The sequence below is a fragment of the Salinarimonas rosea DSM 21201 genome, assembly GCF_000429045.1.
Lineage (GTDB): Bacteria > Pseudomonadota > Alphaproteobacteria > Rhizobiales > Beijerinckiaceae > Salinarimonas > Salinarimonas rosea.
In genome coordinates, this window is record NZ_AUBC01000015.1 from 148156 (window position 1) to 174948 (window position 26793).

The following is a 26793-nucleotide window of genomic DNA, read 5'->3' on the forward strand; positions in this document are numbered from 1 at the left end:
GCCCCTCCTCTCAGCGCGCCGGGAGGACCGTCACCGCGCCCGCGCCCGTGCGGCCGAAGCGCTCGGGACGGTACATGTCCTCCGCGCTGGCCGGCGGGTGCAGGTAGGTGCCGGGCGTCACGGCGCGCACCATGTAGGCGAGCCGCACGGTGCCGATGCTGCTGCCGAGCGTGTCGAAGGCGGCGACGAAACGGTCGTCGCGGAACTCGACGCGATCGGGCTCACGCTCCTCGACGAGCCACGGCAGCGCCGAGACGTCGCTGCCGTCGACGAGCGCCGGGTTGTCGATCTCGAAGCCCGCCGGCAGGCGGTCGACCACGAGGAGCCGCCCGGCGAGCCCGTCGGTCTCGGTCACCTCCAGCACGACGACGAGGCGCGTGTTCTGGGCGACCTCCGCCGTGTCGACGACGTTGCCCGCGAGGTCGTAGTAGGTGCTCGTGACCGCGTAGCCCTGCTCGAGCGGCGGCTCGGACGAGACCGGGTTGCCGGTCACGGTCAGCGCGACGTCGACCGGGCCCGCGCCGGTGTTGCGGATCGCGACACCGCCGTCCGAGAGGGCGGCCGCGTCGTAACCCTCGTAGAGCGGCCCCTGGTGGGCGGCGCCCGAGACCTCGAGCGTGATGTCCTGCGCCTCCTGCGCGACGCTGCGCGCCGCGACCGCGAGCCAGGCCATCTCCTGCGTGGAGAGCCGCGGGTTCGCGCTGCTCTCCTCGTCGATCGCCTCCGCGATCCGCCCGATCGCGTCGCCGGCGACGTCCGCCTCGCCCGACAGCGCGAGGATGCCGGCGGCGTCGCGCAGGCGCGAGCCGTAGTCGGAGCGCCAGCCACGCGCCCGCCCGCCGTCGTCGGCGAGGCCGCGCACGGCGGAGGCGAAGGCCAGCTCGGCGCGACGCCCGTCGCCGAGCAGCGCCAGCCCCGCGCCGACCTGGGCGCGGGCGAGCGGCGTCTCGAAGGCGTCGAGCCGCGCGTCGGCGAGGTAGCGGAGGTCGCCCATCACCGGGCGGCCGTTGCGGGCGAGCACGTAGGCGGCGTAGGCGAGCGCCGTGCCGTCGTCGCCCTCGACCTCGGTCGTGTTGGCGACATGGTTGCGCAGGCGCTCCAGCGCCCGGTCGAGCGCCGCCTGCGGCGCCTCGAAGCCCTCCTCCCGGGCGCGGGTGAGGAAGTCCGTCGCGTAGGCCGTGAGCCAGAGGTCGTCGTATCCCCGCGCCGACCACAGGCCGAAGGAGCCCGACGACGTCTGCCGCCCGAGCACGCGCGCGACCACGTCGCGGATCGTCTCCTCGCGGTCGCGCGGCAGCTCCAGCGCCTCGGGCCCGACGAGGCTTCCGGCGTAGAGGAGCGGCAGCGCCTGGGAGACGAGCTGCTCGGTGCAGCCGTAGGGATAGCGCGCGAGCGCCTGGATCATGCCCGGCGGGTCGAGCCGCGCGATCGGCGTCACGGCGACGCCGACGAGGCCGGTGCCGGGCTGGATGTCGGCGAGGAGATCGGTGGTCACGCGCAGGCTCTCGCCGGGCGCGAGCCGCGCGATCTCGCGGCGCACGACGCCGTCGGTCCCGGGAGAGACCGGGAAGGCCACGTCCTGCTGGAGCGAGAGCCCGTCCGGCCCGGTCAGCGTCAGCGACACGCCGGAAGCGCCGGGATCGCCGGCGCTCAGCGGGAAGGTCGCCGCGCCGCGCGCGCCCTCGGCGAGCGTCACCTCGGCGAGGCGTCGGCCGACGGGGATGTCCACCGAGCCGAGCGGCAGCGCCTCGATCGTGTAGGTCCCGGGTGCGCCGGAGACGTTGTCGAGGCGCACGTGCAGGCGGCTCTCGTCGCCGGCGTTGAGGAAGCGCGGCGCGGTCGCCGCGACGACGACGGGGTCGCGCACGAGGACGTCGGCGGAGGCGTCGCCCACCTTGCCCGCGGACCAGGCGACGCCCATCACGCGCACCGTGCCGTTGAAGGCGGGGATGGCGAAGTCGACGCTCGCCGTCCCGTCCGGCCCGACCGCGACGATGCCGGAGAACAGGGCCAGCGGCGGCTGGTCCGGCGGCGGGGCGGCGAGGCCGGCGGGCGCGGCATCGCCGCCCGAGCGAATGGCGCCGCGGGTCCCCTGCATGCCGTCGATGAGGTAGCCGTAGAGATCGCGCACCTCGGCGCCGAGACGCGTCTGGCCGAGGAAGAACTCGGTCGCGTCCGGCGCCTGGTAGTCCGTCAGCGCCAGGATGCCGACGTCGACGGCGGCGAGCACCACGTGCGCGCTCTCGCCGGGGGCGAGGCCGTCGAGCCGCACGGGCACCGTCAGCGTCCCGCGCGGGCGGATCTCGTCGGGCGGCGCGAGCGTCATGGCGAGGTCGCGCGCCTCGCGGTCGACGGAGAACCAGGCGAGCCCCATGGCGCGGCCCGGCTGGCGGCGCGCCGCCGCGTCCAGCGGACGGTGGGCGATCGCCACGAGGTAGGCGCCCGCGCCCCAGTCCGGCGAGACGACGAGCTCGGCGCGCGTCCCCTCCCCCGTCACGGCGATCGTCTCCAGGGCGTGCACCCGGTCCGAGACGACGGCGAGCGTCGCCGTGCCCTCGAAGGCGGCGTCGATCGTCGCGACGAGCGTATCGCCGGCTTCGTAGGCCGCCTTGTCCAGCGTCAGCGGCAGGAGGTCGGGCGCACGCGCCGTCGCGTCGCCGGACCAGCCGACGTCGAACGTCACGCTGGTCGGCAGCACCGCCGGGTCGGCGGCGACCACCTCGAGACGATGCGTGCCCCAGGAGACCGGCGCCTCGATGCGCGCCGGCGCGTCGGGCGAGAGCGCGAGCGTGCCGCTCGCGATGCGCTCGGTCGTAGTGACCGGCTCGAATCCCCATTCGCCGCCGCTCCGGTACCATTGGTAGCGGCGTTCGATCTTCAGCAGGTTCCAGCTGGCCTCGCCCGCGAGCCGCGAGCCGTCCGGCCGCGCGGCGACGACGTCGAAGGCCGCGAGGTCGCCCTCGGCGAGGTCGCTCTCGAGCGGCTTCACGCCGATCACCGGCGCGTCCGGCAGTATCGGCAGGGTGAGGCTGCGGGACACCGCGCGTCCGCCGGGCTCCGCGACGCGCAGCGTGATCTCGGCCGCGAGAGGCCGCGCCGCGGCGGGCGCCGGCACGGGCACCGTGACGCTCGCCGATCCGTCGGGGCCCGTCGTCCCGTCCTCCGGCAGCGCCGCGTAGGCGCCCTCCACGGGCTCGTCCGAGAGGCCGACGACGAAACCCTCGAGGCCGGGCACCGCGCTCGCCTCGGCCGCGGAGACCGAGACCTCGCCCGAGATCGCGAGATCGGCGCCGGGCGCGCCGAACAGATAGCGCGCGGCGATGTCGACGACGGCGGGGGCGCCCGCGGCCAGCGCGGCATCGGCCGGGGTGAGCTCGAGCGCGATGCGCTCGGGGACGTAGTCCTCCACGAGGAACGCCGCCTCGCCGATCGCCGGCGCCTTGGGGTCGACGTGCGCGCTCACCCGCCAGGTGCCGGGCATGGCGTCGTCGAGGAGCGCCAGGGTGTGGACCCGTCCGCCGTCGCCCGCATCGCGGGTGAGGATGCGGGTGTGCTCCAGGCCGTCGGGACGGCGCACGACGAGGGTGAGCGGGACCGCGGGGACCGCCCGCGCCGCGCCGTCGCGCAGGAGCGCGGTGAGGTGAACCTCCTCGCCCGAGCGGTAGACGCCGCGCTCGGGGAAGACCATCGCCTCGATCGGCCCCGCCGGCGGGCGGCCGGCGACGCCGCGGTCGGTCAGGTCGAAGGGCGCCTGGCCGAGGTCGAGGAAGCCGTAGTCGCCGCCGATCTCGGCGGTGACCATGCCGGCCCCGAGCCCCTCCGAGCCGCGGGCGAGGCCCGGGTCGAAGCGCGCGTGGCCGGCCTCGTCGGTCGTGAGCTCGCCCAGGACGTCGTTGTTGCGCGCCACCAGCCGCACGCGCGCGCCCGCGACGGGCTCGGCGCTCGCCAGCGAGCGGACGAGCACGTGCACGCCGTCGCTCGCCGAGAACGCGGTCAGGCCGACGTCGGAGACGACGAACCATTGCGTGGCGCGGGTATTCCAGTCGTCGTCGGGAGCGACGGAGGCGTCGGGCCGCGCCGTCATGACGTAGACGCCGGGCTCGAGCGCGCCGACCGCCTCCGAGACGGGGAAGGCGGTGACCACGTCGACGTTGCGCTCCACGGCGACGTCGAGCGTGCCCGACCAGATCGGCGCGCCGCGCTCGTCCGCGATGCGCTCCTCCGTCCAGCTGGAGATCTGGTCGAGGAAGTCGCCGCCGCGCAGCGTCGGCAGGAGGTTGCGGTCGCCGATGCGGTAGATGGCGATCGCGACCGCGTCCGTGTTCGTCGAGACGACCGGGATGCCCTCCTGGCCCAGCCGCGGCAGGACGTAGTTGCGGCCCGTGAACCGTGCCTGGGGCGCCCGGTCGCGGATGTAGACCTCGTAATCGGCGGCGCGCTCCAGCACCTCGTCGACCGTCGAGGGAATGCCGGGCCGCAGCACGATCGCGTAGCGCTCGCCGTGGACGAGACCGTCCACGCAGGCCTCGCTGCCCTCGCTCGTCACCGCGAAGCCGCTCGCGCCGGCGACGGCGACGTAGGGCGTCAGGTCGACGCCCGGCGGCAGCGTCTCCGAGAAGACGAAGCAGACCCGCGGCGCGGGCGTGTCCGACTCGACCCGGTAATCGAGGACGCGGAAGCCGTGGCGGGCGCGCAGGAAGTCGTGGACGTTCTGCACGGCGGGGACGGCGCGCGTCGCGAGGCTCGCCTTGTAGGCCGTGAGCGCGTCGCGCCACATCTCGCGTGCGGCGAACGCCTCGCCCAGCGCGGCGAGGGCGTCGGCCGCCTCGACGTCGTCCTCCGCATGGCCGTAGGCGATGTAGGCCGCGACGGTGGCGCGCTCGCGCAGCTGCCAGCGCTCGTTCCAGTCCTCGTAGGGCACGGCGAGCGCGGCGCGGGCGTAGGCGCTCCAGAGCGTGTAGCTGTCCGGGTTGACCTGGACCGCCTGGGCGAAGCTCCACAGCGCGTCGCGCGGCGCTCCGGCGGCGAGGAAGCCGCGGCCCTCGACCAGCAGCTCCCGGCTCGAGCGATCGGGCCGCGGCGTCTCCTGCGCGATCTGCGCCTCGACCTGGCGCGTCGTCGCGGCGAGCGCGGCGTTCTCGTAGGCGCGCGTCTGCGCCGCGACGGCCGACGGCGCCAGCGAGGAGAGGGCGAGCCAGGCGAGCGCCAGCGCGCAGAGGGCACGAGCGGCGAGCGAGCGGGCGAGCGCGGGGGCGAGCGCGGGAGCGATCATGGCGGTGCCTCTGGCGAGCGGGTGTCCGCGAGCTTACCAGCCGGAAGCCGTGCCCGGGAGCGCATCCGCATTCGCCCGGATGCGCTCGGATGCACTCCCGGGCGTGCAGGACGCGCGCACCGGAAGGCCCGACGCGACGCCGCGCCCGTCGCTCGCAGCGAGGCTTCCCCCTGGACTTGTCGCGGCGCAATCGCCATAAGGACGCGCACGAGGGACGATGCGCATGACCTTCAAGCAGTTCATCACCGAGTTCTTCACCTGGTGGAACGGGCAGACGCTCGGCACCCGGCTGACGATCCGCCGCTACGGCGAGTTCGTGGGCCGGGACGAGTTCGGCAACACGTACTATCGCGACAAGCGCGGAAAGATCGACGGCTACGGCTACGAGCGCCGCTACGTCGTCTACAACGGCCTCGCCGATGCCTCGCGCACGCCGATGGAGTGGCGGATGTGGCTGTGCCACACCTACCCCACTCCGCCCTCCGAGGAGGACTACACGCCCCGCGCCTGGCAGAAGCCGCACGAGGAGAACCTCACCGGCACCGCCCGCGCCTACCGCCCCCGCGGGTCGACGCTCTCGGAAGGCCGCCGCCCCGCGGCGACCGGCGACTACGTGGCCTGGACGCCGGGTGACTGAGGCGGCCTGCGATCGAGGCGACGCCCCGCCCGCCTCGTTTCCGTCGCGATCCGCACGGATGGAGAGGGCGGGAGGCGCCTTCTCTCCCCGCCTCCCGACGCCGGGCCCGTGATTCCCATGCGCAGACCGCACCGCCACCGCACGCTCGCCCTCGCCGCCTGCGCCCTCCCTGCGATCGCCTTCGCGCTCGCGGCCTCGCCGGCGTCGGCGCAGAAGATCGAGAACCCGATCGCAGTGTTCTCGGGGCTCGACAAGATCACGGGACGAATCATCAGCTTCGAGGCGGGGATCGACGAGACGGTGCAGTTCGGTGCGCTGCAGCTCACCGCACGCGTCTGCTACACGCGCCCGCCCACCGAGAGCCCGAACACGACGAGCTTCATCGAGGTGGACGAGCTCTCCCTCGACGGTGCCCTCGCGCGCATCTTCACCGGCTGGATCTACGCCAACTCGCCGGGGCTCAACGCGATCGAGCATCCGGTCTACGACATCTGGCTCGTCGACTGCCTGCCCGCCCCGGCCGCCGAGATCGCGGAGGAGGACCGCGGTCCCGACCGCGCCGGCACGCTGGCAGAGCACCCGCTGCCGCCGCCGCGCCCCGCGCTCTGAGCCGGAGTCGCGTGCGCCGAGACGATCGCGCGCGGCACGCGCGTTCGGCAAAGCCTCGGTGTCCGTCGCCGCCGTCGCACTTCGCCGCACGCCCGGTCGTCGACCTCGCAATCCAGGGCGTCTGCTCAAAGAGGGCTCGGGGGTTTGGGGCGCCGGGCGCGATGCCGCGGCTTCGCGGAGGGGTTTGCGGGGGCATCGCGCGTTCCTATCTACCGAGCGCGCCCGGGACGGGCACGGGACACGAGGGCAGGCAGATCGTGAGCGAGGCCGGACAGCGCGATGGCGCCTCTCAGCCCGCCGCGCGCGAGCCCGATGCTCCGCTCGCGCGGACGCGCGAAGCGCACACGCCCGTCGAGGAAGCGATGGAGAGCCTGACGCTCCCCTCCTGGGCGCGCTGGACGCTCTTCCTGCTCGGCTTCGTCTTCGTCGGGATCGGCGCGCTCGGGGTCGTGCTCCCGCTCCTGCCCGGCGTCGTCTTCCTGCTCGCCGCCGCGGCCTGCTTCGCGCGCTCCTCGCCGCGCTTCGAGCGCTGGCTCCTGGGGCACCCGCGGCTCGGCCCGCCGGTCGTCACCTGGCGGCGCACCGGCGCGATCCCGCGCCATGCCAAGGCGGCCGCGGTGCTCGGCATGGGCGCCTCGCTCCTGGTGATGGCGATCGCCGGCGCGCCGACGATCGCGATCGTTCCCGTGGCCGTCGTGATGCTCGCCTGCGCGGCCTACATCCTCGGCCGGCCGGACGCGCCGCGGGCGGGGTGACTATCCGCGTAAAATAATGGTTGGACTCGAGCCTGAGACAAAACAATAGGTTCGCGCATAATGGAACGCGGAGCGGATAACGAAAGTTTGGACGGTAAGCCCTTCGACATGGCGCTGGCCCGCCAATCAAGAAAAATAAAGTTTGGACGACTGAACCGCGCCTTATGTGGATGCCCCGTAAGCGGTGTCTCCGGCGCACCTTCCTTGCCGAGAGCTGATGGGCGAGTCTCCCCGTCCAATGGTGGATTGGAGATCGTTTCGTGTCTGGACTTGAGCCTACGCTCTAGCCGGAGCGCGTGGTGCGCCGGCTGGAGGTGATCAACGGCGCGGGTGGCCGCCGGCGCTGGAGCGCGGACGAGAAGGCCGGGATCGTCGCCGAGACGCTCGAGCCGGGCGCGGTCGTGTCCGAGGTCGCGCGCCGGCATGGCCTAACCCCGCAGCAGGTGTTCACGTGGCGCCGCGAGGCGCGCCTGGCGACCGAGGCCGGCGTCGCTGAGGGCGACGATCGGCCCGCCTTCGTGCCGGCGGTCCTGGAAGCCACGTCGCCCGAGCCGACGAAGCCGGGCGACCGCAGAGCTCGGGCGCCTCGGGCCGGACGGGGCGCCGTGCCGATCGAGCTGGAGATCGACGGGGTGGTCGTGAGGATTGGGCGCGGTGCGGACGCCGCGACGGTCGCTGCGGTAGCTGCATCTCGGGCTCGAGGAGATCGAGCAGGCCGAAGCGGAGGCGAGCGCGCGGGCCGAGGATCAGGCGCCGGCCGAACAGGCGACGCGCGCGGCGGCGCGAAAAGCGCCGGAGCGGCCTTCTTCAGAAGGCCGCTCCGGCGCCTCAAAACACCACATCAACCAGCGAGGGGGTCAGGTCCTCGTGAGGAAAGGGGGTCAGTTCCGGCTGACGCTTGACACCTGCTGCCGGGGCGCGCTTCACCGGATCGGCGAGGACGTCTCCGAGCGGCTCGACGCCATCCCCGCCCAGCTCCGGGTGCTTGCGTCCGCCGGCCCAAATACGCCTGCCGGACCTGCGGGGACGGTGTGAGGCAGGCCCCCGCGCCGGCCCGCCTGATCGAGGGCGGCCTGCCGACGGAGGCGACCGTCGCCCACGTTCTCGTGGCGAAGTACGCCGATCGTCTGCCGCTCTACCGCCAGGCGCAGATCTACCGACGCCAGGGGATCGCGCTCGACCGGTCGACGCTGGCGGACTGGGTCGGCCGGGCGGCCTTCCTGCTCAGGCCCGTCCATGCGCGCATGCTGGCGGCGCTGAAGGCCTCGCTCAGGCTCTTCGCCGACGAGACCACGGCGCCGGTGCTCGATCCCGGGCGTGGCCGCACCAAGACCGACCAGCTCTGGGCCTATGCCCGTGACGACCGGCCCTGGGCGGGAACGGACCCGCCGGCCGTTGTCTTCGTCTGCGCGCCCGACCAGACGAGCGAGCGCCCGCTCGCCCATCTCGACGGCTTTTGCGGCGTCCTCCAGGTCGACGGCTATGCCGGCTACAACGCGCTCGCCGAGCGCGGCGTGACGCTCGCCTTCTGCTGAGCACACGTGCGCCGCCGCTTCTACGAGCTCGCCGCCGCCGGCCCGGCGCCGATCGCCAGCGAGGCGCTCCAGCGCATCGGAGCCGTCTACGCCGTCGAGAGCGAGATCCGCGGCCTCTCACCCGACGAGCGCCGCGCCGCCCGGCAGGCCACGTCGAGACCGCTCGTCGAGGCACTCGGCGCCTTCCTGCGCGCCCAGCTCGACCGCATCAGCGGGAAGACCAGGCTCGCCGAGGCGATCCGCTATGCCCTCGCACGCGGGGAAGGTCTCTCCCGCTTCCTTGATGACGGGCGCGTCGAGCTCGACTCTAACGTCGTCGAGCGTGCGATCAGGCCTCTCGCCCTCATTAGGAAGAACGCGCTCTTCGCCGGCTCCGATGGCGGCGGCGAGCACTGGGCCGTCGTCGCCTCGCTCGTGGAGACCTGCAAGCTGAACGGCGTCGATCCGCACGCCTATCTAGCCGACATCATCACCCGCATCGTCAACGGCCATCCCAACCGCGCGCTGGATGACTTGCTGCCGTGGGCTTCTGTCGGCCGCACCTTGGCCGATGCGGCCTGAGAACATCGCTTACCACTGCCCCAACCCAGGACGTCGTCGACCTGCCTCCAGAAGACAGATACGGGGGCGGTGCGCATCGTTCGGGTAATTCAGTGATCTTGCGATCGCCGTCGACGGTTAAACGCTCCGGGATGGCGCGACGTCGTCGGTGATCGGTAGCGTCACATCCGCGACAAGGCCGTACTCTTCAAAGCGGATGGTGACGCCGCCTCTGAAGTTCCGTAGCGCCCGTTCCAAAATGCGCATGCCGAAGCCGTGCCGATCGGGCTGGCGGACGGGCGGACCGCCCACTTCGCGCCAGGTGAGGCGCAGCAAGGCCGGCTCGACCTTCCGATCCACGATCCAATCGACGTACAGCATGCCCCACTCCGCCGACAGGGCGCCGTGCTTCACGGCATTCGTCGTCAGCTCGTGAATGACGAGGGTGAGGGCGAGAGCGGCCTTCCCGCTGAGACGGATCGGATCGCCGTCGACATCGCAGCGGCTGGCGTCGACGTAAGGCGAGAGTTCCGCCCCTACAAGATCATGCAGCTGCACGGCCTCGACGGCGCCAGCTTCGGCGAGGAGGATCTGAACTGTGCTGAGGGATTGCAGGCGCTGGTCGAATTCGGCGGAATAGCTCGCCAGATCCGTCGCGTGACGTGCGCTTTGGCGGTGGATCGCCTGCACGGTGGCGAAAGCGTTCTTCACCCGGTGGCGCATCTCCGCCAGCAAGAGGTCTTTTTCGGCCAAAGCCTCCGTGAGCCCTGCCGTTCGTTCGGTGACGGTCGCTTGAAGAGCACGGGTGTGCTCTTCTTCCCGCTTGGCAGCACGGACGCCGGCGAAGCCGGCGATACCAATCGCAATGATCATGCTGCCGGCGGCCGTGCCGACCGCCAGCATATCGCCGCGCCATCCGGCGAGTGCGGCATCGAGCGAGATCCCAACTGCGGTCACCAGGTCGTGGCGCGAGGAGCGGACCCAGCCGTAGACGTAATCTTTCCCGTCGATCGGTGAGACCGCGCCCCCCAAGCCGGAGGCAACGGAGAGGTCGAGAAAGTCTCCGGCCGTCACGTCCTGGACGCCACCGGGAGCGTTCGGCGCGCGAAGGAGGCTTTGGCCCTGGCCATCGAACAGCCAGAGGGTGAGCTGTTGTTGTCCGCGGAGCCGGGTCATGAGGTCTCTGACCGCGTCGGCCCGCAGGGAGACCTGAATGAAGCCCAAGAAGCGCCCGTCCGGCGCGACAAGCGCACGGCTCGTCGTGATCGTCACCTCGTCGATGAAGCGGTTGTCGGGGAGAATGCCGATGTGGAGGGCCGTCGGATCGTCACGTACGGCTTTAAAATAGTCGCGATCGGCCGCATTCAGCCCTGGCGCCGGATAGACGCGGGACGTCGCGACAGCGTCGGCGAATGCATTGCCAATCCAAATGTCCGCGATGTTCGGGGACGAGGCGACCAAACCGACGAGGAGATCGTGAAGCGCGCGCGTTTCCACCGGCGATTCGCCGGCCGGGAGCGCCGCCGCTGTCTCGCGGCGTACGAGATCCGTGATCTCGACGAGGCGATCGACATAGTCAGAAAGGACGATCGACAGTGCCGACACGCTTTCTTCAGCGGCAGACAGGGCCGCATGACGAGCCTGGAGACCGAACCCGACGACTGCCCCTGCAAGCGCCAGAGAGGCTGCCACGGCAACAGTCGCGATGGTGCGGGCAGCCCGATTTCCGCGCAAGCTCCCCGATGGCGCACGCGACCGCGCAGAGACGACGTCCATTCTCACCCCTAGTCCGTCGGCAGCCTACGACGAAAAGCACGGTTCGCTGATGCGTCAAGCGGTACACGTTCGCGGCCGTGGATACAGCGCACTTGTGAACACAAGCACGGCCGTCGCGCGCCCCCTCATACGTGACCGTTCCGAGTGTATGTACTTATGCTTATCAAGCCATAGCTAATTCCTAATGCGCTGCAAGGGAAAATTATTCGCGGCGCGGCAGTGCTGTTATCGCGTCGGCGCCTTCGTGTCTCATTGGTAACACAAAGAATTGGACTTAAATTCCTATCTCTTTGATCCCTCTCCACGTGGAAACAGGGCGAGGATCGCATCGTGGCGGTAAGGTTTGGCGACAACCTGCGCGCCCCGCAGAGGAACCGGAATATCGGATAGCCGAGAGGCGGTGACGAAGGCGAAAGGTACGCCGCGATCTTCGAGCGTCTGGGCGAAGGCGTAGCTCGGGCCGTCGGCGAGATCGACGTCGAGCAGCGCGAATTCAACGTCATCCAGACAAGCTTCGGCGTCGGCGGCCCGATCGTAGACGCCGATCACTTCATGCCCTTCCGCTTCGAGGATCTCTTGCAAATCAAAAGCAATCAAAGGCTGGTCCTCACAAATCATCACGCGCATCGACGGACTCACGCAGTGCGGCACAGGCGCCCTCCAATGGCGCTACTTGCCAGCGCAGAACACTGAAACCGTCATAGAAAATTTTGGTTCCAAATAGTACGTGTTCATACGTATAGGAAGATTGCTATGGCTGATGATGCGAACTTTTAGTAGTGGAGCTGCCCTTTAGACCGAGTTTTTACAGATAGGCCATTGTCAAATTCAGAAAATGTACATCATCGAACATCGGCGCCGCAGAAATTATTCGGGTAGCCCTCTTTAGTAACAATTAGCGATCTGCAAGACAGTCATAAGCACGTTGTTGGCAGGCCTATTCGTATTGACTTCATCGGTTGCGATCCGCCGAAGGATCGGTTCGATCTCGCGTGCGTTCTCCGCAATCCGCTCGGCCTCCGTTGGAGACTTCCCATAATCATTGCCCGAGCGCCGTAAAACCCTGTCGAGCAAGACCTCGATCGGAGCGGTGAGAAGCACGATCCGGTCGAAACGCGCAGCGAAGCGGCCCATGTTCGGCGCGCAGCCTGCGAGGAAGAGCATTTCGTCGCCGATATCGTCGAGAAGTGCCGAAAGACGGCCTTCGTCCCAAAGCCAGTCGTGCCCCGGATTCGCGCCCGTCGGATCGCCGGTGCAGGGCTGCCAGCTCGACCATCCGTCATCGTCGAGGTCGATCGCCCGGTACCTCATCTTCCGCAGCGTCGCTATCGCGGTCGACTTGCCGGAGCCAGACATGCCCGTGATAAGCACCTTCATGCCGCCAGGGTAGGCGTGCGGGTGCTGCGTGCCACCTTCTCCATCTTCAATTCTACCCTGAGCATCGCGAGAGATTCCGCGGAATGTATAGCAGAACGGTCGGGCGGTGACAGATGGTCAGAGGTTGCAGAGTGGCCGAAAATCAAGGCGACCCCATCCCATGCGAGGACCGCAAGCGCTAGAGGTGGGCCCGATTCAGCTCTTATCTGCCTTCAACAGGGAGCTGAGCGCGTCGCGGATTACGTCGTCTGTTGCCGGCTTCTCTATCCATACTGTCCCGCGCGGCATATCAGGCGCGTGATCAGACGCAGAGCCAGAGAAGATCACCCAGGGAACGCCTCGCTCCTCCAGAAGCCGTGCGATCTCAGCACATGACCCATCAGCCAAGCCTGTATCGAGAATTGCAGCATCTGGCGCATTTTGTTCAAGCCATGCAAGGGCTTGAGTTCGCTTAGAAAATGGTCCAGCGACGGACCATCCAGCCTCGATGCAGAGGCATTCGAGGTCGAGGGCGATCACACCTTCGTCTTCTACAATCAAGATGGTCGCCATAGCCGAATCCTATGGAGCTAGAGCAATCTTAAACATCAACTTGTCAAGCGGAGCAATGAGACGAAGCTGAGGCTCCCGTGTGGCGACTCAGAGGTGGATCTGCACCAATGCACATACTAAGACCGCCAAGATCACGCATTCAAATAACAGTTTTGGTGCGTGAGAACGTATAGGGAAACCTATTCCTTACGTTACACGACATAAGAGAATATCAGTCGTACAAATTTTGGACAAGGTGTGTACGTTGCGCGTAGTCATACGCGCTTCCAGAGTAGAATTAATTCGGTCACGGCGGCTACCGGGCCTCAGGCTGCGCGGGGCGAAGGTACCCCGCCCTTCGCTCTTAATCTGGAGGCAGACTTCTCAGAGCCTTTATCTTGCAAGGCTATAATCCGCCTGCGATAAGATGCGCACGAGGTTCACTGCCGTCTCACGAAGGTGCGGGCGTTCAAGCTGCGCGAACCTCGCTACTAGGTCGAGAGCGTCCTCACTAAGAAGCGGTGCGCAGCCCTCTGCAGGTTCGTCGAGCAGCTCGGCGAGCGAGACCTCAAGCGCCTCCGCAACGCGCACCAGGCGCGAGACGGCAATCCGATCCATGCCGTTCTCGTACTTCTGAACCTGTTGATAGGTTACGCCGATCGCGCGGCCCAGCTCTGACTGCGAAAGCTTCCTGCGTTTGCGCGCGACCTTGAGCCGTTGGCCCAGGAGCCGATCGATCTGGTTCGGAGAGCGGGGATCATCGTGTGGCGTTCGCATGGCTTGCCCCTTTTGCTTGAGCCGCATGAAGCATACACGCAAAAGACGGTTTGGGCAGCCACGCTTCATCAAAGCTTAGCGAACATCGTAGATCTTGAGGATCTCGGCCCGGTTCGCTCGACTGGCCCCCACAGCGTGCTTACCGCACGTCGGATCGGGCCGAGACCTGCCTAGATCTGTTCGTGTGTCGCGTGCTGAAGGGAGATCAGATGAGTGCGTCGATGGTCTCTTCACCCCTCGAAGGTAACAACCGCCAGCTGATGATGACCGTGCTTGCCGAAGCGATGATCCGTCATTGGCCTACGCTTGCACCACGCGAGCGGCAGCGCATCGTCGCGAGCGCAGCAAGGCGCACGGGCGTCAGCGAACTGGTCCTGGAGGGCACGATCAAGCGCCTTCATCTCGAGCTGCTGCACGGAGAGCCGGACGTGGTGCCGCTCTGCTTGAGCGAGGAGACGCTCTCGGCGCTGCGCTGATGACGTGATAGGCTCCGCACCACCAGGTGGGCTCAAGGTCTTGTAGAATCGCCTGGCGGTGTCTTCGAGCTGTTTCCAGTCCCTTCGGCGCTCTGCTTGAACGGCAGAGCGCCGTTTTCATCTAGTCGACGACTCGGACCTCGCCCGCCGTTGGCCCGATGCCGAACGGCACCGGCACCGTGGACGCGCCGTAATCGGCGTTGATCACCAGGCGCGAGCGCCCGGTCATGTCGAGGCGGCGCATGACGATCGCCGTGAACTCGGAGCGGTCGGCGATGGTCCGGTCGGAGTCGATCTCCAGCACGCCGCGCGAGACGTAGATCGTCCCGACGAGCCGGCGGGCATCGTTGCTCTCGATCCGGAAGACGCGATCGGTCGCGGCGGCGCGATCCTCGAACAGCAGCAGCCCCGCCATGGCACCATCCCGCGGCGCCGTCAGCTCCACGAGCGAGTTCGGCATGATGTGCATGGCGAGCGTGCGGCCATCGGGCCCCGCCGGCACGTGGCCGGTGAAGTAGAAGCCGACGCCCTCGCCGACCAGCCGGCCACGGAAACGGGCTGCGGAGGTGTCGTCATCATCGTCATCATCGTCATCATCGTCATCATCGTCATCGTCGTCGTCGTCATCATCGTCGTCGTCATCATCGCCGCGCCGGCCGCCCGGCAGCCGCGCCTCTTGCCAGCCAGGGCCGATGATGAGCGGCCCGTCTTTCATCACGTAGACGCCCGGCTGGAGGGTCACGTCAGCGCCCTTGTCGACGATGAGCCCGCCGCAATAGGTGCCGGGGTAGAGCGTGCGCCGCGTGTTCGTGAGGTGCAGGTTCGTGTGGGTGCAGGGGCCGACGCTCGGCGGGATGCGGCTGAGCAGCGGATCCGCGGCCGGGGGGCAGTCGGTGAACGGGCGAGGATCGAAGTTGCGCGCAGCGCCTTGCTCGAACCCACCCGCGGTGCAGGTCCTCAGGGCGACGACGCTGGCCCGGTCCTGAGCGCGGATCGCGGCGGGCGAGCGCGAGTTGGCGTGGATGGAGCACTCGCGCGCCTCCAGCTTAGCCTCAGTGTCGAGGTCGAGCGACGCCGCCCGGGCCTCGTCGATGCTCAGGACGCAGAGCATCAAGGTGCCGCTGCGCATCGCGGTCGCCGAGGTCCGGAGCGTGAAGTCCTCCGGCGTGAAGAGCCCCGCGAAGAAGCTCTCCGTCACCGGCCGAGCCAGCTCGACGCGCACGCCGGAGCTGCTCTCGACAAGCGTGCTCTCGGCGACGATGGGGCCTTCGCGTGCCAGCTCGCTCGCTTCCACCATGCGGGTGATGAGGGCCCGGATCTGGCGCTCGTCCGCGCCGATCTGCAGCTCGACCGCGCCGGCAAGGGCAGCGGTATCGGCCAGCGACTGCATGCGCGTGCGCTGTGCGCTCAGGGAGGTGTAGTCGATCGCGACGCCGGCTACGCCGAAGAGGAGCGGCGCGGCGAGTGCCAAGGCGAGGCCGAGGGCGCCGCGCCGATCACACGCGAAGGCCCGGAGCAAGGCAGCCATGACAGCAAACCCAAATGTGTGCTTCATGACATGATTGCTGGCGAAAAGTTCCTAAGCATTACTAAACCCGCGCGTAAGGCTTAGCTTAGCGTTTGTTAGTGTGTGTGAGGATCTTCGTTCATGAACTCAATAACAGCGAACCCGTCGCCGCTTGCGCCTTAACCGCTGCTGTGCCCGGTCGGCGCATTCAAGGGCGGTTGGTGCGCTGCCTAAGTCGGCATGGACGCTCCAGAGTAACGCCTCCTGTATAGTCCTGGGCCATGTGTTGCCGTGCACGAGGTGGTAATGCAGTTCGGATGCTCCGAGAGCGCGGGCGCGTCTCAGCACGTCCTGGGCGTCATGCGCGAGAATGGTGGCCGAGATCGTGCGCGTACCCCCCCGTACACCACAGACGAAGATCCACTCTCCTGCAGGCGTACCACCAGAAACCCGCCCGCTATTGGCAGGCGCGGTGGTGCGGCAAGAGGAGCGATCTCAGCGCGATAAAGTACCCCCGTCGGCCCCAGCCAGCTAGGAACGGGGATCGTGAACATCATGACCTGCCGCAGGTTGGGCGCTCGCAGGGTTGTCAGCAGCGTGCCTCTGGTGGTCCCGTAGGTACGCTTGGGTTGTCTCGCGGGCGATCTGAACCCGTGCGGCCTTGGTCATGCTGGCGAGCAGCTGAAAGGCGTTCAGCGCCTTCTCACGCTCGTCATCGCTTCGTGCCAGGTAGACGAGCGCCTCGGTGGCGGCCGTCGCTCCCAGAAGCACGGCTTCCCAGGTGAACGCCGTACGTCGCGCTTCGCTGGCCGTATCATCATTGGACCCAACCAAGCGCATAGGGGCGTTCCTAGTTGATCATAATTCAGCGGGAGTATCTTTCGTCAGTCTTAATCCAAATTCAGAAAATTGCAAGCTTTGCTTTTGTCCGGCAGATGCTGCTCAGCCGAAGGATGGCATAGCTCGCCAAACATAACAACCGAAGTATAGCCGCGCGCCGCGTTGCCGTCGAGATGCAGAGCCAACGGATGCCCGGAAAGCGGCGGTCGGATGAGCCGAATGGCCCATCCGACATCCTGTCTCCTCATGCTGCACGAACGGTCGCGAGGAACGTGTTCATCTCGCCCGAGAGCATGTCCGCCGCTTGGGCAAGTTCATTGGCAGAGGCGAGGACCTGCGCGGCGGCGCTGCCGGTCGCCGTAGCCGCCTCGCGGACCTGGACGATGTTGCCTGTGACGTGCTCGGTGCCGCGCGCGGCCTCGTTCACGTTGCGGGCGATCTCGCGGGTCGCTGCCTGCTGCTCTTCGACCGCCGAGGCGACCTGGATCGCAACGCCGTTCATGTCCTCGATCGTCTTGGCGATGTCGGCGATTGCGGTCACGACCTGGTCGGTCGTTCCCTGAACACGGGCGATCTGGGCAGCAATTTCGTCGGTCGCCTTGCCAGTCTGCCCTGCCAAGGCCTTCACCTCGGCGGCGACGACGGCGAAGCCCTTGCCCGCCTCGCCGGCGCGCGCCGCCTCGATCGTGGCGTTGAGCGCGAGCAGATTGGTCTGCTCGGCGATCGTCCGGATCAGGTCGATGACTTCTCCGATCGAACGAGCGGCGTCCGAGAGGTCTTGGACCGAGGCGTTCGTAATGCGTGCCGCCTCCATGGCCTCGCTGGACCTGGTAGCGGTCAGGCCGACCTGGCCGCCGATCTCGCCGGCAGAGGCAGCGAGTTCCTCGGTCGCGGTCGCGACAGCCTGGACATTTGACGACGTCTGGCTGGCGGCCGAGGCGACGGCCGTCGATTGGGCGTTCGTCTCCTCGGCAGTCGCCGACATCGAACGCGCAGTCGCCTCCATCTCCGTCGCGGACGCTCCGAGGCTGCGCACGAGGATTCCGACCTTGCTCTCAAACTCATCGGCGAGAGCTGCCATCGCCCGACGCTTTTCCACGGCGGCGCGTGCGTCGCGCTCGCGGGCCTCGTCCTCCATGCGACGGTTGCGCGCCAAGGCGTCGCGAAAGACGGAGAGCGCGCCCGCCATAGCGCCAATCTCGTCGCCGCGACCGCGGCCGGGAATGTCGGCCTCTAGGTCGCCGTCGGCGATCCGCTGCATGGCGCCGGTCATGCCAACGAGCGGCTTGGCAATAATCCGGCCGAACACAAACGCGAGTGCGCCGCCCAACACGACCGCGAAGCCCGTTGCAACGATGGCGATCTGTGCCGAGAGATCAATCTTGGCCTCGATGACGGGGCCGACTTCGGCGCGACGCGCATCGAGGGCTTCTGCGACGCTTACCACGGTGGCAGACGCCTCCCGGCCCAAGCGCACGAGATCCTCGTATTCGCTCGTCACACCGCGCTCGCCAGTCGTGCGAAGGGCCTCGAATTGGCGAACGTAAGCGCCGTGGACACCTGCGAGCGGCGCGAGAACCTCCCGCACGGTAGGCTCCCTTGCCCCAGCACGGGCATGCGCGAGCGCGGCTTCGATATGAGAGAGGTGAGTTTCGAAGGCGTCGACCAGCGATGCATCGCCGGTGAGCTGATAGGTTTCACCTACGAGACGCAGATTGTAGATGCCCGAACGCATCTCGTCGACCGCGCCTGCAACTTCCGCAGTTTCCCGATACCCGTGAAAGAGATCCCCTGCGGCATTCAGATCCCAAGTCGCCTTTCCAGCGACAAAGGCCATAACTGTGAGGATGAGCGCAAAACCAGCTGCGATCTTCAGCTTGATCGAGGCTTTGGAGAAAGACGTGATCATGGGTGTGCTCCTGGTCGTCGCCCCACCGCGACCTCAAGACCACGTCAGCTACCCCGGCGCTTGCGCGGTCGTCCTATCGGTCCTCGTCATTTAAGCCATTCAGATTTATCAAAAGTGAATCTATTCTCCGAATACATGCTTCTACGCAATCTACATTTCTCGATTTTATAATTATCCCATTCGTCGATGGTTACTTGCACAACCTAAATTATCTATCTTGTGAACCGCTCATGAGAATATTGTGATCAATACTATCTCCAATATTTATCGAATGATAAATAATCGTAATGGCGGCCAGACCAAGGCTTGGATCGGGTGGCTGCGACAAATTGGATCAGGAATAGGAGACAGTCACGACGTCTGATACGCCGCTCTCGCGATCCTCGTAGCGCACCTGGACCGAACAAAGCCGCCCATCCTTCTCGAAGATGGACGAGACGCAGGCGACCACGACTCGAGGTTCGTGCGAGGCGACCGCGCATCGCACCATGTCGTCCACTTCAGAGGGTCGCAGCTCTCGCTTCGGTGAGCCGTCAGCGGCGAGCGCCGCGAAGCCGAACCCATGGCGCATGACGTGAGCGCCGAGCGGAACTTTCAGGAGGGTCTCGATCGACTCGCGAAGGCGCGGCATTCTCTCCGCACACTTCCCGGTCCTCCTGTCGGTGCCGGCCATCGTCGTCTCCTCTCATGGGCAACCTATTCCGGCCCATCTGGTCTCGCGGAAGACATCAAGAGGCGGTAATCCAGAACATGATCGCACGTCAGTCGGGCAGAAGCGCGCGCGCCTCTTGGCTCGGGCCCGCTGCATGAATCGCCGCGATGAGCGGCTGCATTGCCGTGACGATGTCAGCCCGCGGGCGTCCGGAGAAATCCAGAAGCCGTCGGGTGAGCGCATCGTGCTCCCACCGGACGTCAGCGGTGTTCCTTGCAACTGCGACCAGGTTGTTGAGCGCAGCTCGCGCAGAGAGCATCTTGCCCCGGTGCATGCAACTGGCAGCGTCCGCGGCCCAGAACTCGATCCAGTCTTCCCAGACGGCCGTCATCTGGCCTCCCGTCCTGCGGACATCGAAAGAACAGGCACGGAACCGCCCAACGCGGGCCAGTGATGCTCTCCTCACAATGCCCGCAGCCGGCGCTCCGCTTCGTCGACTAGCGCCTCGAATTGGGCAACCATATGTTCCATTCGAATAATATTTTCTTGCACGGAGGCAAGTGACCGCTTGACATGGTGCTTGCCGAAGAGCGCAACGTCCTTGCTCTCGTGCTCGGCCGCGCGCGTCTGCGCCTCTTCCTCCAGGCGAGCCGCGTCAAGGCGCATGCCGAGCAGGGCCGTCCGGCATGTGTCCAGGCGCTCTCGCGCGCCGAACAGCAGCCGCTCAAGCTGGATGCGATCGCTATCACTGAGGTCTGACATCGTACCTACCGACAAGCTTGGGAGTTAGGGCGCGTTCCCAATGTTGTCGCCATCATAGCGGATTTCACTTGTGAAGTGTCGATGGAGCGTAACGGTTCGGACTGGCCCACAGGCTGGCCCGAGGCATGGGCCGAAGCCCGCACGTTCGTGCGGATCTCTCGCACGACGCTGCCGCACCAGTGCCCGTGGCCGGCGTCTTCCGCCGGACCCATTGTGCGTCGCTGGGAGTAATGCGGCCTGTACGCCGTTCATCCATCGGTAGCGGACGAGGAGGACGTCTCGCGGCGACGCCCGCACGGCGCAATCAGGGCGACCCGGCGTCCTGCGTCATGCGCGCGCCATCGCAGAGCCGCCCCACCTGCAGGAGGCCCGCGCCGAAGACCTCGTCATGCCCGGGATCGCCGAGATCGCGCGCGTTCGCGGCGAGAAGCGCACGCGCGGCCTGTGCGTCGGAGGCGACGCCGGCCTCGAGGGCGAGGGCGATCGCGGCGGTGGCGAACGGCGCGGCGAAGGAGGTTCCCGTTCGCGGACGCGCGCCGCGGATCGACGCGGCCGCCCAGACATCGACGCCGGGCGCGGCGACGTCGATATGCGCCCCTCGGCCGGCGCGGCGGTAGACGCGCACCGATCCGTCGACGGCCGTCACCGCGACCACGCCCTCGTAGGCGGCCGGATAGGCCGGCGCCGCGCGCGGCCCGGCATTCCCGCTCGCGGCGACCAGCGCGACGCCGTCGGCGACCAGCCGCGCGACGAGCCGCTCGACGACGGCGTTGGGCGGCCCCGCAAGGCTGAGATTGACGACCGGCACGTCCGCCCCGACGAAACGGTCGAGCCCGCGGGCGAAGGCGAAGGCGCCGGCGCGCAGATCGTCTTCCGGTGCGCCCTGGAAGATGTCGACCGCAAGGAGTTGCGCCTTCGGGAGGAGGCCCGGGGTTCGGCTCTCCGGGGCACCGACGAGGAGCGCGGCGACGGACGTCCCGTGGACCGCGTCCGATCCCTCCGCGTCCGGGTCGAGCACAACGGTCGCGATGCGCGCGTCTCGCAACGATTCGTGCGCCACGTTGATGCCGCTGTCGATCATGCCGATCCGCAGGTCGCGCGCGCACGCGGGCTGGACGCCCGGCCGCTCCGGCCAGGCGACGAGGCGGGGCGCGGCGCAAGCCGGCCCAGCGCAGACGCTCGATCGGGGCGAGTGGACGGCAGGTGCGCTGCCCCGGCGGTAGAAATGCTCGAGATCCACCCGCGCGGCGGGCGCACGCGCCGCGATGCCGTCCCGCGCCTCCTCGGGCCCGACGCCCTCCGGCAGGCGAAGCCGCACGAGGCGCGCGCCCAGGCGCTCGAGCAGCACCGATTCGAGCAGGACGTATCCCTCGGCGACGAGAGCGCTCAGAAGCGGCTCCGACAGCCCGACGGCGATTATCTCGCGGTCTGCGGCAAGCGGCAGCGGCGCGCGCGGTGGCGCGGGGCGGGCGGGACGTCGCGGCTCCACGCCGAGAAGGCGCATCAAGGGGCGCAGCCCCTCGCCCTGCGGCGGTCGCCAAGCTGGCGCCGCCGTGCCGTCCGAGGAGCCTCGCGAGGACGAGGCGTCCGAGGACGGGCCTCCGAGTCCTGCGGACCCTCCGTCATCGTCGTCATCATCGTCGGCGAGCGCGGAGGCGAGGATCGCCATCTCGGCACGTGCGTGCGGATTATGCGGATCGCGCACGAGGCGCGGTTCCAGCGCGAGCAGACCGAGGACGAGACCAAGCAGGGCGACGATGGGGCTCACAGCCATGTTTCAACCTCCACACCCATCCTGGCGTCTCGCACGCGCGACGACAACGGCGAGCGCGCGTGCTTATTCCGGCGCGCGCGGCGCATGGGCATTTTTTCGTGGCGCTCGGGAATAAGGCTGCGCCGCCGCCGTTACGCACGATGCGCGCGGTCGCATGGGAGAGCGTATGGACATGAGGGCTCGAGATGATGCCAGCGGCTGCGCCTGATTCGACGCCCGACGATCGCGATCGCTTCGCGCGCGCGCTCGTCGCCCTCGTCCCGAACCTGCGCCGCTACGCCCTTGCCCTATGCCGCTCGCGCGATGTGGCCGACGATCTCGTGCAGGCGACCTGCGAGCGCGCGCTTGCGGGGCAGCAGGGTTTCGAGCCCGGCACGCGCATGGACGCCTGGCTCTTTCGTATCCTGCGGAACGCCTGGATCGACGGGTTTCGCCGGACCCGCGCCGAGGGCGTCGTCGTCGACATCGACGCGGCAAGCGAGGTCGCGGGGGAGGACCGCGTGCGCACGGGGGAGAGCCGCCTGCTCCTCGATGCGGCCGGGCGCGCGATCATGCGGCTTCCGGAAGAGCAGCGCGAGGTGCTTCTCCTCGTCTGCGTCGAGGAACTGTCCTATCGCGAGGCGTCGGCGCTTCTCGACATCCCGATCGGAACCGTGATGAGCCGCCTCGCCCGCGCGCGGAGCCGGCTCGCGGACGATCTCGGCCTGAATGCGGCGGCGAGCCGTCCCCACGCAACGAAGGAAGCAGGGTCATGAACCGGGCCGGTTTCGACGATGAGATCCTGATGGCCTATGCCGACGGGGAGCTGGATCCGGAACGCGCCGAGGCGGTCGCGCAGGCCGCGGCCGCCGATCCGCATCTTGCCGACCGGATCGCGACCTATCGCGACACGGCGCGGGTCGCGCGTGACGCCAAGCTCGACGCCGAGGGCGACGACCTCCAGGAGCGGATCGCGCGCCTCGTCCGAGAGGCGGCCCCGGCGCCGAAGACGCTCGCACGCACTGTTGACCGCCCGGATCCTTTCTTGCCGGCACGGCGCGCGCGCGCCTTCCGGCAGCGCCTCCATCTCCCGATGGCGGCATCCGTGGTGCTCGCGCTTCTCGTCGGCAGCGCCATCGGGTTCGGGCTCGGGGCGCGCGGCGGCGGCGAGGAGGCGTCTGCGATCGTTCTTGCCGGCACGATTGGGGATGACCTCGCGAGCGTCCTCACCACGACGCCGTCCGGCGGCATGGCCTCCCTCGCCGACGGGCGCGCGCTGAGGGCTGTCGCCACGTTCCGTGATCGCCGCGGCGATGTCTGCCGGGAGCTCGAGATCGACGGCGCGAGCGACGGCGATGCGGTCCTCGCGGTCGCCTGCCGACGGGACGAAACCTGGTCGGTGCGCTTCTCGATGACGGTGCCCGCGTCCGGAGCGGGCTACGTTCCCGCAGGCAGCCTCGAGACGCTCGATGCCTTCCTCGCCGACATCGACGCCGGCGAGCCGCTGGACGCCGACGCGGAGCGCGCGGCGCTCGCGGCGCCGGGCGGAGGCTGAGCACGGCTTACCACATCCATCCAAAGGAGATCGGATCATGGTGTTCCGAAAGCGCGTGGGCTCGATCCGCTTCCTGTGCCGGCCGGAGGACGAGGGCGTCCTCCCGCCTCCGGTGCCGGCGAAGGCCTACCTGCCGGAGTGGTTTCGAAAGCTCCCAGCGATCGACGAGAGCCGGCTCTCCACCGGCGACACCGGTCTCACGGTCAAGCGATGCATGCCGTTTCTCGATGCGATGACGACCGGCTGGATCCTCCCGCTGGCGGGCACGGTGCGGCTCGAGATCGCAGAGGGCGGGCGCAGCGTCCGTGCGGGCTGGGACCTGGACCGGACGCTCGTGAGCAATCACGGCCCGCACCAGGTGGCGGGGCATCCGTCTTCCCCGAGGCCGCCGTGTAAGTTCCACAACTACTGGACGATCGTCACGCCTCCGGGATGGAGCTGCCTCTTCGTCGACCCGCTCAACCGCCCCAACGGGATCTTCGAGGTTGTCGCCGGGATCGTCGACACGGACAGCTACGCGTCCGAGATCCACTTTCCGTTCTTCGCGACGGGGAGCGACGGCCTGCACGTGATCGAGAAGGGCTCGCCGCTCGTGCAGGTGATCCCGTTCCGCCGGGCGGACGCCGACCTTACGGCCGAAATCCGGGTGGAGACGGCGCAGGAGGCACGCACCCGTGCGCGCATCCTGCGCAACACGCGTGCGGCCGCCGGCTGGTATCGGGAGCATGCCCGCGCCAGGCGCTGAGCGGAGGGCGGGCCCCTCGAACGAAAGGAGCCGCGGTCGGGTGACCGCGGCTCCTTCGTTTCGGGTCGGATGACGCTCAATCGTCGTCGGACGAGTTCGACGAGGAGTTCGAGGAGGAATTGGAGCTCGAGTTGGAGGACGAGTTGGAGCTCGAGTTGGAGGAGGAGTTCGAGCTCGAGTTGGATGACGAGTTCGAGCTCGAATTCAAGCTCGAGTTCGACGACGAGTCGGAGCTCGAGCCGCCGTAATGGGCGGAGCCGGCGCCGCTTCGATCCCACCATTCGCGCCCCTGGTCATAGCTGCGGCTGCGGAATTCCGAGCGCTGCTGCTGCGCGGACGTGCCGGAGAAGAGGTCGCCGAGGAAGCGCCCCACGGGATCGCGATCGTCCGCGGCGGCCTGGCCCGAAACGAGGGTCGCCGCAAGCAGAGCAAGCAAGGTTTTGGCTTTCATGTTGTCTCGCCTCTCATCTGCGAGGCCATTGCGGCCTCGATGAGATGAACGAGGCGACGCGAGGCTTATTCCGCTGACAGGTGCAGGGCGATCAAAATCGATGTTCTCACGCCGCGTCGGCGGTGGTGCGTCTGGCGAACGTCTCCGTCGACGATGCGGGTTGTCAGGTCGGCGATATAGACGTTCGGGTCGACGCCGTTTAGCTAAAAGGTCACGACGAGCGACGCGACGACAGCCCAGTGCTCGCCGCCGCCGTCGCAGCCGGCGAAGAGCGCGCTTTTCTGGTGAGGGCGAAAAGCGTAATCGCGCGCTCGACGACGTTGGAGTCGAGCTCGACCTCGCCGATCCGGTGGAGCGCGCCCCGGTAGATCCTGTCCTCGACGTCCACGACCTGATAGTATCGAGGAATGTGCGCCGGGAGGGCGCCGCGGTTGTGCCGGCGCGCCAACGCACCTTGGGGGAGTAGCTCTTGTTCCGTTTCTTCTCGCTCATGGCTCCATCCTCTCAGGAGTAGGAGCCTCCGGAAAACCCCGGGGCGCTTCAGGTTGACACCCACCAGCGCGGTTGATCACCTCGAGCCGACGCACCACACGCTGCGGCTCAAGCTTTGGCTCAAGTCTAAACACAAACGATCTCCGATCCACGAAGGGATCGGGAGACTCGCTCATCAACTCACGGCGAGGAAGGTGAGACAGGAACACCGCTTAAATCCTCGATCGACGTGCTGCGATCGCAACGGCGGTCGCCACGAGCCTCGGTGCTCTTCGTTTGTGGCTGGACGTCGCGACGAGATAGTAGAAAAGAAGTGGCCGGATATCGCATCGCGATATCCGGCCACTGGCGGGTGGAACGTCGGCGGTCGACGAGCGACTTGGGCGATGTGCGGCCCAGCGCCAACTCGCGACCGCGCTTCGCTACCGCCTCAGTTCTGCACCTGTGCCTCCTCGCCGTCTTGTCCTTCGATGAGGGCGAGAATGCTGTCCACCACATCGTCCGGATCGGCTTCCGACTCGAGGATTTCCTCGATTTCGTGGACCATGTCCTCATTCAATCGGCCGATGTGATCCTCCGTGACGCCGATTTCGGTGAGCTGCGTGCGCAACTCCTCGTCGATCGCGCTGTGGGCGGCATCTTGAGCCGCGAGCAGCAGGAACCCTGCGGCGGATGCGGTGACCACCAACCCGGCAATGGTTGCACCCACTCTACGCTTCATCAAGCATCTCCTTTCGGTGGAAACGGTTTGGTGAGGAGGCGCGCGTTGCGGCATACTTCCGGCCGCTCGCTTCGCCGGGGGCAAGCGCATGGCTACCTTCGCATGGTCCGGCGGCTGCGGCCTCCTCATGCGAACAGACGAACGACCGAGCTTCTTCATCCGAGCGCGACGAAAAAAATCTTCTGACGGGTCCGTGAACGGGCCGTGGCCCGGTCCGACGGATGAAGAGGCCGGTCTGCACGTTCTCCGGTCGACTCGCCGCAAGCGGACGAGATCGAACGCCGACGCGTAGGGCGTCGGCATGAACCGACCGGAAAGACTGCTGGAGGATCGATAGCATGCAAGCGATCAAGACCCTGACGGGTCGCCTGAAAGGCTTCGGCGCGGTGCCCTTCGTCGCGGCGCTGGCGCTCATTCTCGCCCCCACGACGGGCATGGTCTATGGCGCGGCCCTAGCGACCGCGATCGTGCTCGGTGGCATCACCTTGCTGATCTTCGGCAAGAGCACCTTCGTGCCCGAGAAGTCCGATCCGTGGCTCCTCATGGCCGTGGGCATCGCCACCATCGCCGTGCCCTGGATTTTCGGGTTCGGCTACCTCGCCTCCGTCGACGTGGCGATCCACACCCTCGCCGGCGTCGCCATCGCCGGCGCGGCCCTCTACCAGTTGGCGAGGGCACGCCACGAAGAGGACGCGGAGCAGGGCCCGGACGGCGCGGGTCAGCCGACCTGACACCGTCTCCGACCCTGACCCGTCTCGTTGGGTCGCGACCGAAGCACCCGCTGTGCCATCACCGGCGCGGCGGGTGCAATCGTTTCGGGACCGACATCGTAGGCCGATTTTCGGGGATTAAGCGCCGCTCTGCCGCGTTAGGCTCAGGACCCATTAATCGGCTTGAGATCGCATTGGTCGCATGATTCAAATCCCCAAACTTTCAGGGGGTATCATGAGCAATCTATTTTGGCTGACCGACGAACAGATGGCGCGGCTGCGACCGTTCTTTCCGAAGAGCCATGGCAAGCCGAGGGTTGATGATCGGCGGGTGTTGAGTGGGATAATCTTCATCAATCGCAATGGCTTACGGTGGTGCGATGCGCCGAAGGAGTACGGCCCACCGAAGAC

The 26793-nt window shown here is 67.8% G+C and carries 24 protein-coding genes and 2 pseudogenes; 11 read left to right on the plus strand and 15 right to left on the minus strand.

Annotated features, from left to right (window positions below; all coding sequences use genetic code 11):
- Positions 1-10: 10 nt before the first annotated feature.
- On the minus strand, positions 11-5272 hold the full coding sequence (locus tag G407_RS27600; protein ID WP_043539738.1) for an alpha-2-macroglobulin family protein: 5262 nt from the start codon (positions 5270-5272) through the stop codon (positions 11-13).
- 223 nt (positions 5273-5495) lie between these two features.
- On the opposite strand from G407_RS27600, the gene G407_RS0113230 reads away from it, so the two are divergent.
- From G407_RS0113230 to tnpC, 5 genes and pseudogenes are all read left to right on the plus strand, one after another.
- Positions 5496-5909: an NADH:ubiquinone oxidoreductase subunit NDUFA12 gene (locus G407_RS0113230; protein WP_043539762.1), complete on the plus strand. Its 414-nt coding sequence runs from the start codon at positions 5496-5498 to the stop codon at positions 5907-5909.
- 117 nt (positions 5910-6026) lie between these two features.
- The gene (locus G407_RS27605; RefSeq protein ID WP_084327514.1) at positions 6027-6518 is read left to right on the plus strand and encodes a DUF2155 domain-containing protein; all 492 of its coding nucleotides are present in this window, start codon (positions 6027-6029) and stop codon (positions 6516-6518) included.
- A 362-nt stretch (positions 6519-6880) separates the two neighbouring features.
- Positions 6881-7273 (plus strand): YbaN family protein, encoded by a 393-nt coding sequence (locus G407_RS0113240; RefSeq protein WP_029031180.1) that lies wholly within the window; start codon positions 6881-6883, stop codon positions 7271-7273.
- Positions 7274-7587: 314 nt separating this feature from the next.
- The gene (gene tnpA, locus G407_RS32880; RefSeq protein ID WP_425337498.1) at positions 7588-8175 is read left to right on the plus strand and encodes an IS66-like element accessory protein TnpA; all 588 of its coding nucleotides are present in this window, start codon (positions 7588-7590) and stop codon (positions 8173-8175) included.
- Positions 8176-8179: 4 nt separating this feature from the next.
- Positions 8180-9369: pseudogene (gene tnpC / locus G407_RS31175) on the plus strand (IS66 family transposase); the annotation flags it as partial.
- Positions 9370-9486: 117 nt separating this feature from the next.
- Here the strand turns inward: tnpC and G407_RS30495 are convergent.
- The 5 genes from G407_RS30495 to G407_RS31185 all read right to left on the minus strand — a co-directional run bounded on the left by G407_RS30495 (position 9487) and on the right by G407_RS31185 (position 13836).
- On the minus strand, positions 9487-11040 hold the full coding sequence (locus tag G407_RS30495) for a sensor histidine kinase (protein WP_210163113.1): 1554 nt from the start codon (positions 11038-11040) through the stop codon (positions 9487-9489).
- A 366-nt stretch (positions 11041-11406) separates the two neighbouring features.
- Positions 11407-11751: a response regulator gene (locus tag G407_RS27620; RefSeq protein WP_052341331.1), complete on the minus strand. Its 345-nt coding sequence runs from the start codon at positions 11749-11751 to the stop codon at positions 11407-11409.
- Between the two features lie 258 nt (positions 11752-12009).
- A complete protein-coding gene (locus G407_RS0113260; RefSeq protein ID WP_029031181.1) occupies positions 12010-12501 on the minus strand; it encodes an AAA family ATPase in 492 nt (163 codons plus the stop codon).
- 195 nt (positions 12502-12696) lie between these two features.
- Complete coding sequence (locus tag G407_RS31180) at positions 12697-13053, minus strand: response regulator (RefSeq protein ID WP_084327516.1); 357 nt, start codon at positions 13051-13053, stop codon at positions 12697-12699.
- 372 nt (positions 13054-13425) lie between these two features.
- The gene (locus G407_RS31185) at positions 13426-13836 is read right to left on the minus strand and encodes a helix-turn-helix domain-containing protein (RefSeq protein ID WP_169728786.1); all 411 of its coding nucleotides are present in this window, start codon (positions 13834-13836) and stop codon (positions 13426-13428) included.
- 182 nt (positions 13837-14018) lie between these two features.
- Here G407_RS31185 and G407_RS0113270 point away from each other — a divergent pair, with 182 nt between their 5' ends.
- Complete coding sequence (locus G407_RS0113270; RefSeq protein ID WP_029031183.1) at positions 14019-14285, plus strand: hypothetical protein; 267 nt, start codon at positions 14019-14021, stop codon at positions 14283-14285.
- A gap of 121 nt (positions 14286-14406) precedes the next feature.
- Here the strand turns inward: G407_RS0113270 and G407_RS27630 are convergent, their stop codons facing one another.
- The 6 genes from G407_RS27630 to G407_RS27635 all read right to left on the minus strand — a co-directional run bounded on the left by G407_RS27630 (position 14407) and on the right by G407_RS27635 (position 21729).
- Positions 14407-15813, minus strand: coding sequence for a pilus assembly protein TadG-related protein (locus G407_RS27630; protein ID WP_052341332.1), 1407 nt, complete (start codon positions 15811-15813; stop codon positions 14407-14409).
- 1063 nt (positions 15814-16876) lie between these two features.
- Positions 16877-18541, minus strand: a complete 1665-nt coding sequence (locus G407_RS0113285) for a methyl-accepting chemotaxis protein (RefSeq protein WP_043539740.1) — start codon at positions 18539-18541, stop codon at positions 16877-16879.
- A gap of 334 nt (positions 18542-18875) precedes the next feature.
- Positions 18876-19214 (minus strand): GPW/gp25 family protein, encoded by a 339-nt coding sequence (locus G407_RS0113290; RefSeq protein WP_029031186.1) that lies wholly within the window; start codon positions 19212-19214, stop codon positions 18876-18878.
- Positions 19215-19302: 88 nt separating this feature from the next.
- Positions 19303-19584 (minus strand): hypothetical protein, encoded by a 282-nt coding sequence (locus tag G407_RS0113295; RefSeq protein ID WP_029031187.1) that lies wholly within the window; start codon positions 19582-19584, stop codon positions 19303-19305.
- Positions 19585-19655: 71 nt separating this feature from the next.
- Complete coding sequence (locus tag G407_RS0113300) at positions 19656-19955, minus strand: hypothetical protein (protein WP_029031188.1); 300 nt, start codon at positions 19953-19955, stop codon at positions 19656-19658.
- Positions 19956-20259: 304 nt separating this feature from the next.
- Positions 20260-21729 carry a S8 family serine peptidase gene (locus G407_RS27635; protein ID WP_052341333.1) on the minus strand — a complete coding sequence of 490 codons (1470 nt, stop codon included), beginning with the start codon at positions 21727-21729 and terminating at the stop codon, positions 20260-20262.
- Between the two features lie 185 nt (positions 21730-21914).
- On the opposite strand from G407_RS27635, the gene G407_RS27640 reads away from it, so the two are divergent.
- Genes G407_RS27640 through G407_RS0113320 form a run of 3 tightly spaced genes read left to right on the plus strand, consistent with a single transcriptional unit; the run spans position 21915 to position 24008 of the window.
- Positions 21915-22484, plus strand: coding sequence for an RNA polymerase sigma factor (locus G407_RS27640; RefSeq protein WP_245259085.1), 570 nt, complete (start codon positions 21915-21917; stop codon positions 22482-22484).
- Positions 22481-23263: a hypothetical protein gene (locus tag G407_RS30500; RefSeq protein WP_052341334.1), complete on the plus strand. Its 783-nt coding sequence runs from the start codon at positions 22481-22483 to the stop codon at positions 23261-23263. Before G407_RS27640 ends, G407_RS30500 begins: the two co-directional genes overlap by 4 nt.
- A gap of 37 nt (positions 23264-23300) precedes the next feature.
- Positions 23301-24008: a DUF6065 family protein gene (locus G407_RS0113320; protein WP_043539741.1), complete on the plus strand. Its 708-nt coding sequence runs from the start codon at positions 23301-23303 to the stop codon at positions 24006-24008.
- Between the two features lie 76 nt (positions 24009-24084).
- Here G407_RS0113320 and G407_RS31190 read toward each other — a convergent pair whose 3' ends face one another.
- The 3 genes and pseudogenes from G407_RS31190 to G407_RS0113335 form a co-directional block, all read right to left on the minus strand.
- Positions 24085-24459 carry a hypothetical protein gene (locus G407_RS31190; RefSeq protein ID WP_156917583.1) on the minus strand — a complete coding sequence of 125 codons (375 nt, stop codon included), beginning with the start codon at positions 24457-24459 and terminating at the stop codon, positions 24085-24087.
- Positions 24460-24524: 65 nt separating this feature from the next.
- A pseudogene (locus G407_RS32580) lies at positions 24525-24802 on the minus strand (IS66 family transposase); the annotation flags it as partial.
- Positions 24803-25381: 579 nt separating this feature from the next.
- Positions 25382-25672, minus strand: a complete 291-nt coding sequence (locus tag G407_RS0113335; protein ID WP_029031190.1) for a hypothetical protein — start codon at positions 25670-25672, stop codon at positions 25382-25384.
- Between the two features lie 338 nt (positions 25673-26010).
- On the opposite strand from G407_RS0113335, the gene G407_RS0113340 reads away from it, so the two are divergent.
- Positions 26011-26403, plus strand: a complete 393-nt coding sequence (locus G407_RS0113340; RefSeq protein ID WP_029031191.1) for a hypothetical protein — start codon at positions 26011-26013, stop codon at positions 26401-26403.
- Between the two features lie 214 nt (positions 26404-26617).
- The coding region (locus tag G407_RS31195) for a transposase (protein ID WP_156917585.1) at positions 26618-26793 on the plus strand (176 nt) is incomplete at its 3' end.

Bases quoted from the DNA above. Each gene is read 5' to 3' on its own strand.
- G407_RS27600 (WP_043539738.1), bottom strand. From the start codon at position 5,272: ATGATCGCTCCCGCGCTCGCCCCCGCGCTCGCCCGCTCGCTCGCCGCT.
- G407_RS0113230 (WP_043539762.1), top strand. From the start codon at position 5,496: ATGACCTTCAAGCAGTTCATCACCGAGTTCTTCACCTGGTGGAACGGG.
- G407_RS27605 (WP_084327514.1), top strand. From the start codon at position 6,027: ATGCGCAGACCGCACCGCCACCGCACGCTCGCCCTCGCCGCCTGCGCC.
- G407_RS0113240 (WP_029031180.1), top strand. From the start codon at position 6,881: ATGGAGAGCCTGACGCTCCCCTCCTGGGCGCGCTGGACGCTCTTCCTG.
- G407_RS27620 (WP_052341331.1), bottom strand. From the start codon at position 11,751: ATGCGCGTGATGATTTGTGAGGACCAGCCTTTGATTGCTTTTGATTTG.
- G407_RS0113260 (WP_029031181.1), bottom strand. From the start codon at position 12,501: ATGAAGGTGCTTATCACGGGCATGTCTGGCTCCGGCAAGTCGACCGCG.
- G407_RS31180 (WP_084327516.1), bottom strand. From the start codon at position 13,053: ATGGCGACCATCTTGATTGTAGAAGACGAAGGTGTGATCGCCCTCGAC.
- G407_RS31185 (WP_169728786.1), bottom strand. From the start codon at position 13,836: ATGCGGCTCAAGCAAAAGGGGCAAGCCATGCGAACGCCACACGATGAT.
- G407_RS0113270 (WP_029031183.1), top strand. From the start codon at position 14,019: ATGAGTGCGTCGATGGTCTCTTCACCCCTCGAAGGTAACAACCGCCAG.
- G407_RS27630 (WP_052341332.1), bottom strand. From the start codon at position 15,813: ATGGCTGCCTTGCTCCGGGCCTTCGCGTGTGATCGGCGCGGCGCCCTC.
- G407_RS0113285 (WP_043539740.1), bottom strand. From the start codon at position 18,541: ATGATCACGTCTTTCTCCAAAGCCTCGATCAAGCTGAAGATCGCAGCT.
- G407_RS0113290 (WP_029031186.1), bottom strand. From the start codon at position 19,214: ATGGCCGGCACCGACAGGAGGACCGGGAAGTGTGCGGAGAGAATGCCG.
- G407_RS0113295 (WP_029031187.1), bottom strand. From the start codon at position 19,584: ATGACGGCCGTCTGGGAAGACTGGATCGAGTTCTGGGCCGCGGACGCT.
- G407_RS0113300 (WP_029031188.1), bottom strand. From the start codon at position 19,955: ATGTCAGACCTCAGTGATAGCGATCGCATCCAGCTTGAGCGGCTGCTG.
- G407_RS27635 (WP_052341333.1), bottom strand. From the start codon at position 21,729: ATGGCTGTGAGCCCCATCGTCGCCCTGCTTGGTCTCGTCCTCGGTCTG.
- G407_RS27640 (WP_245259085.1), top strand. From the start codon at position 21,915: ATGATGCCAGCGGCTGCGCCTGATTCGACGCCCGACGATCGCGATCGC.
- G407_RS30500 (WP_052341334.1), top strand. From the start codon at position 22,481: ATGAACCGGGCCGGTTTCGACGATGAGATCCTGATGGCCTATGCCGAC.
- G407_RS0113320 (WP_043539741.1), top strand. From the start codon at position 23,301: ATGGTGTTCCGAAAGCGCGTGGGCTCGATCCGCTTCCTGTGCCGGCCG.
- G407_RS31190 (WP_156917583.1), bottom strand. From the start codon at position 24,459: ATGAAAGCCAAAACCTTGCTTGCTCTGCTTGCGGCGACCCTCGTTTCG.
- G407_RS0113335 (WP_029031190.1), bottom strand. From the start codon at position 25,672: ATGAAGCGTAGAGTGGGTGCAACCATTGCCGGGTTGGTGGTCACCGCA.
- G407_RS0113340 (WP_029031191.1), top strand. From the start codon at position 26,011: ATGCAAGCGATCAAGACCCTGACGGGTCGCCTGAAAGGCTTCGGCGCG.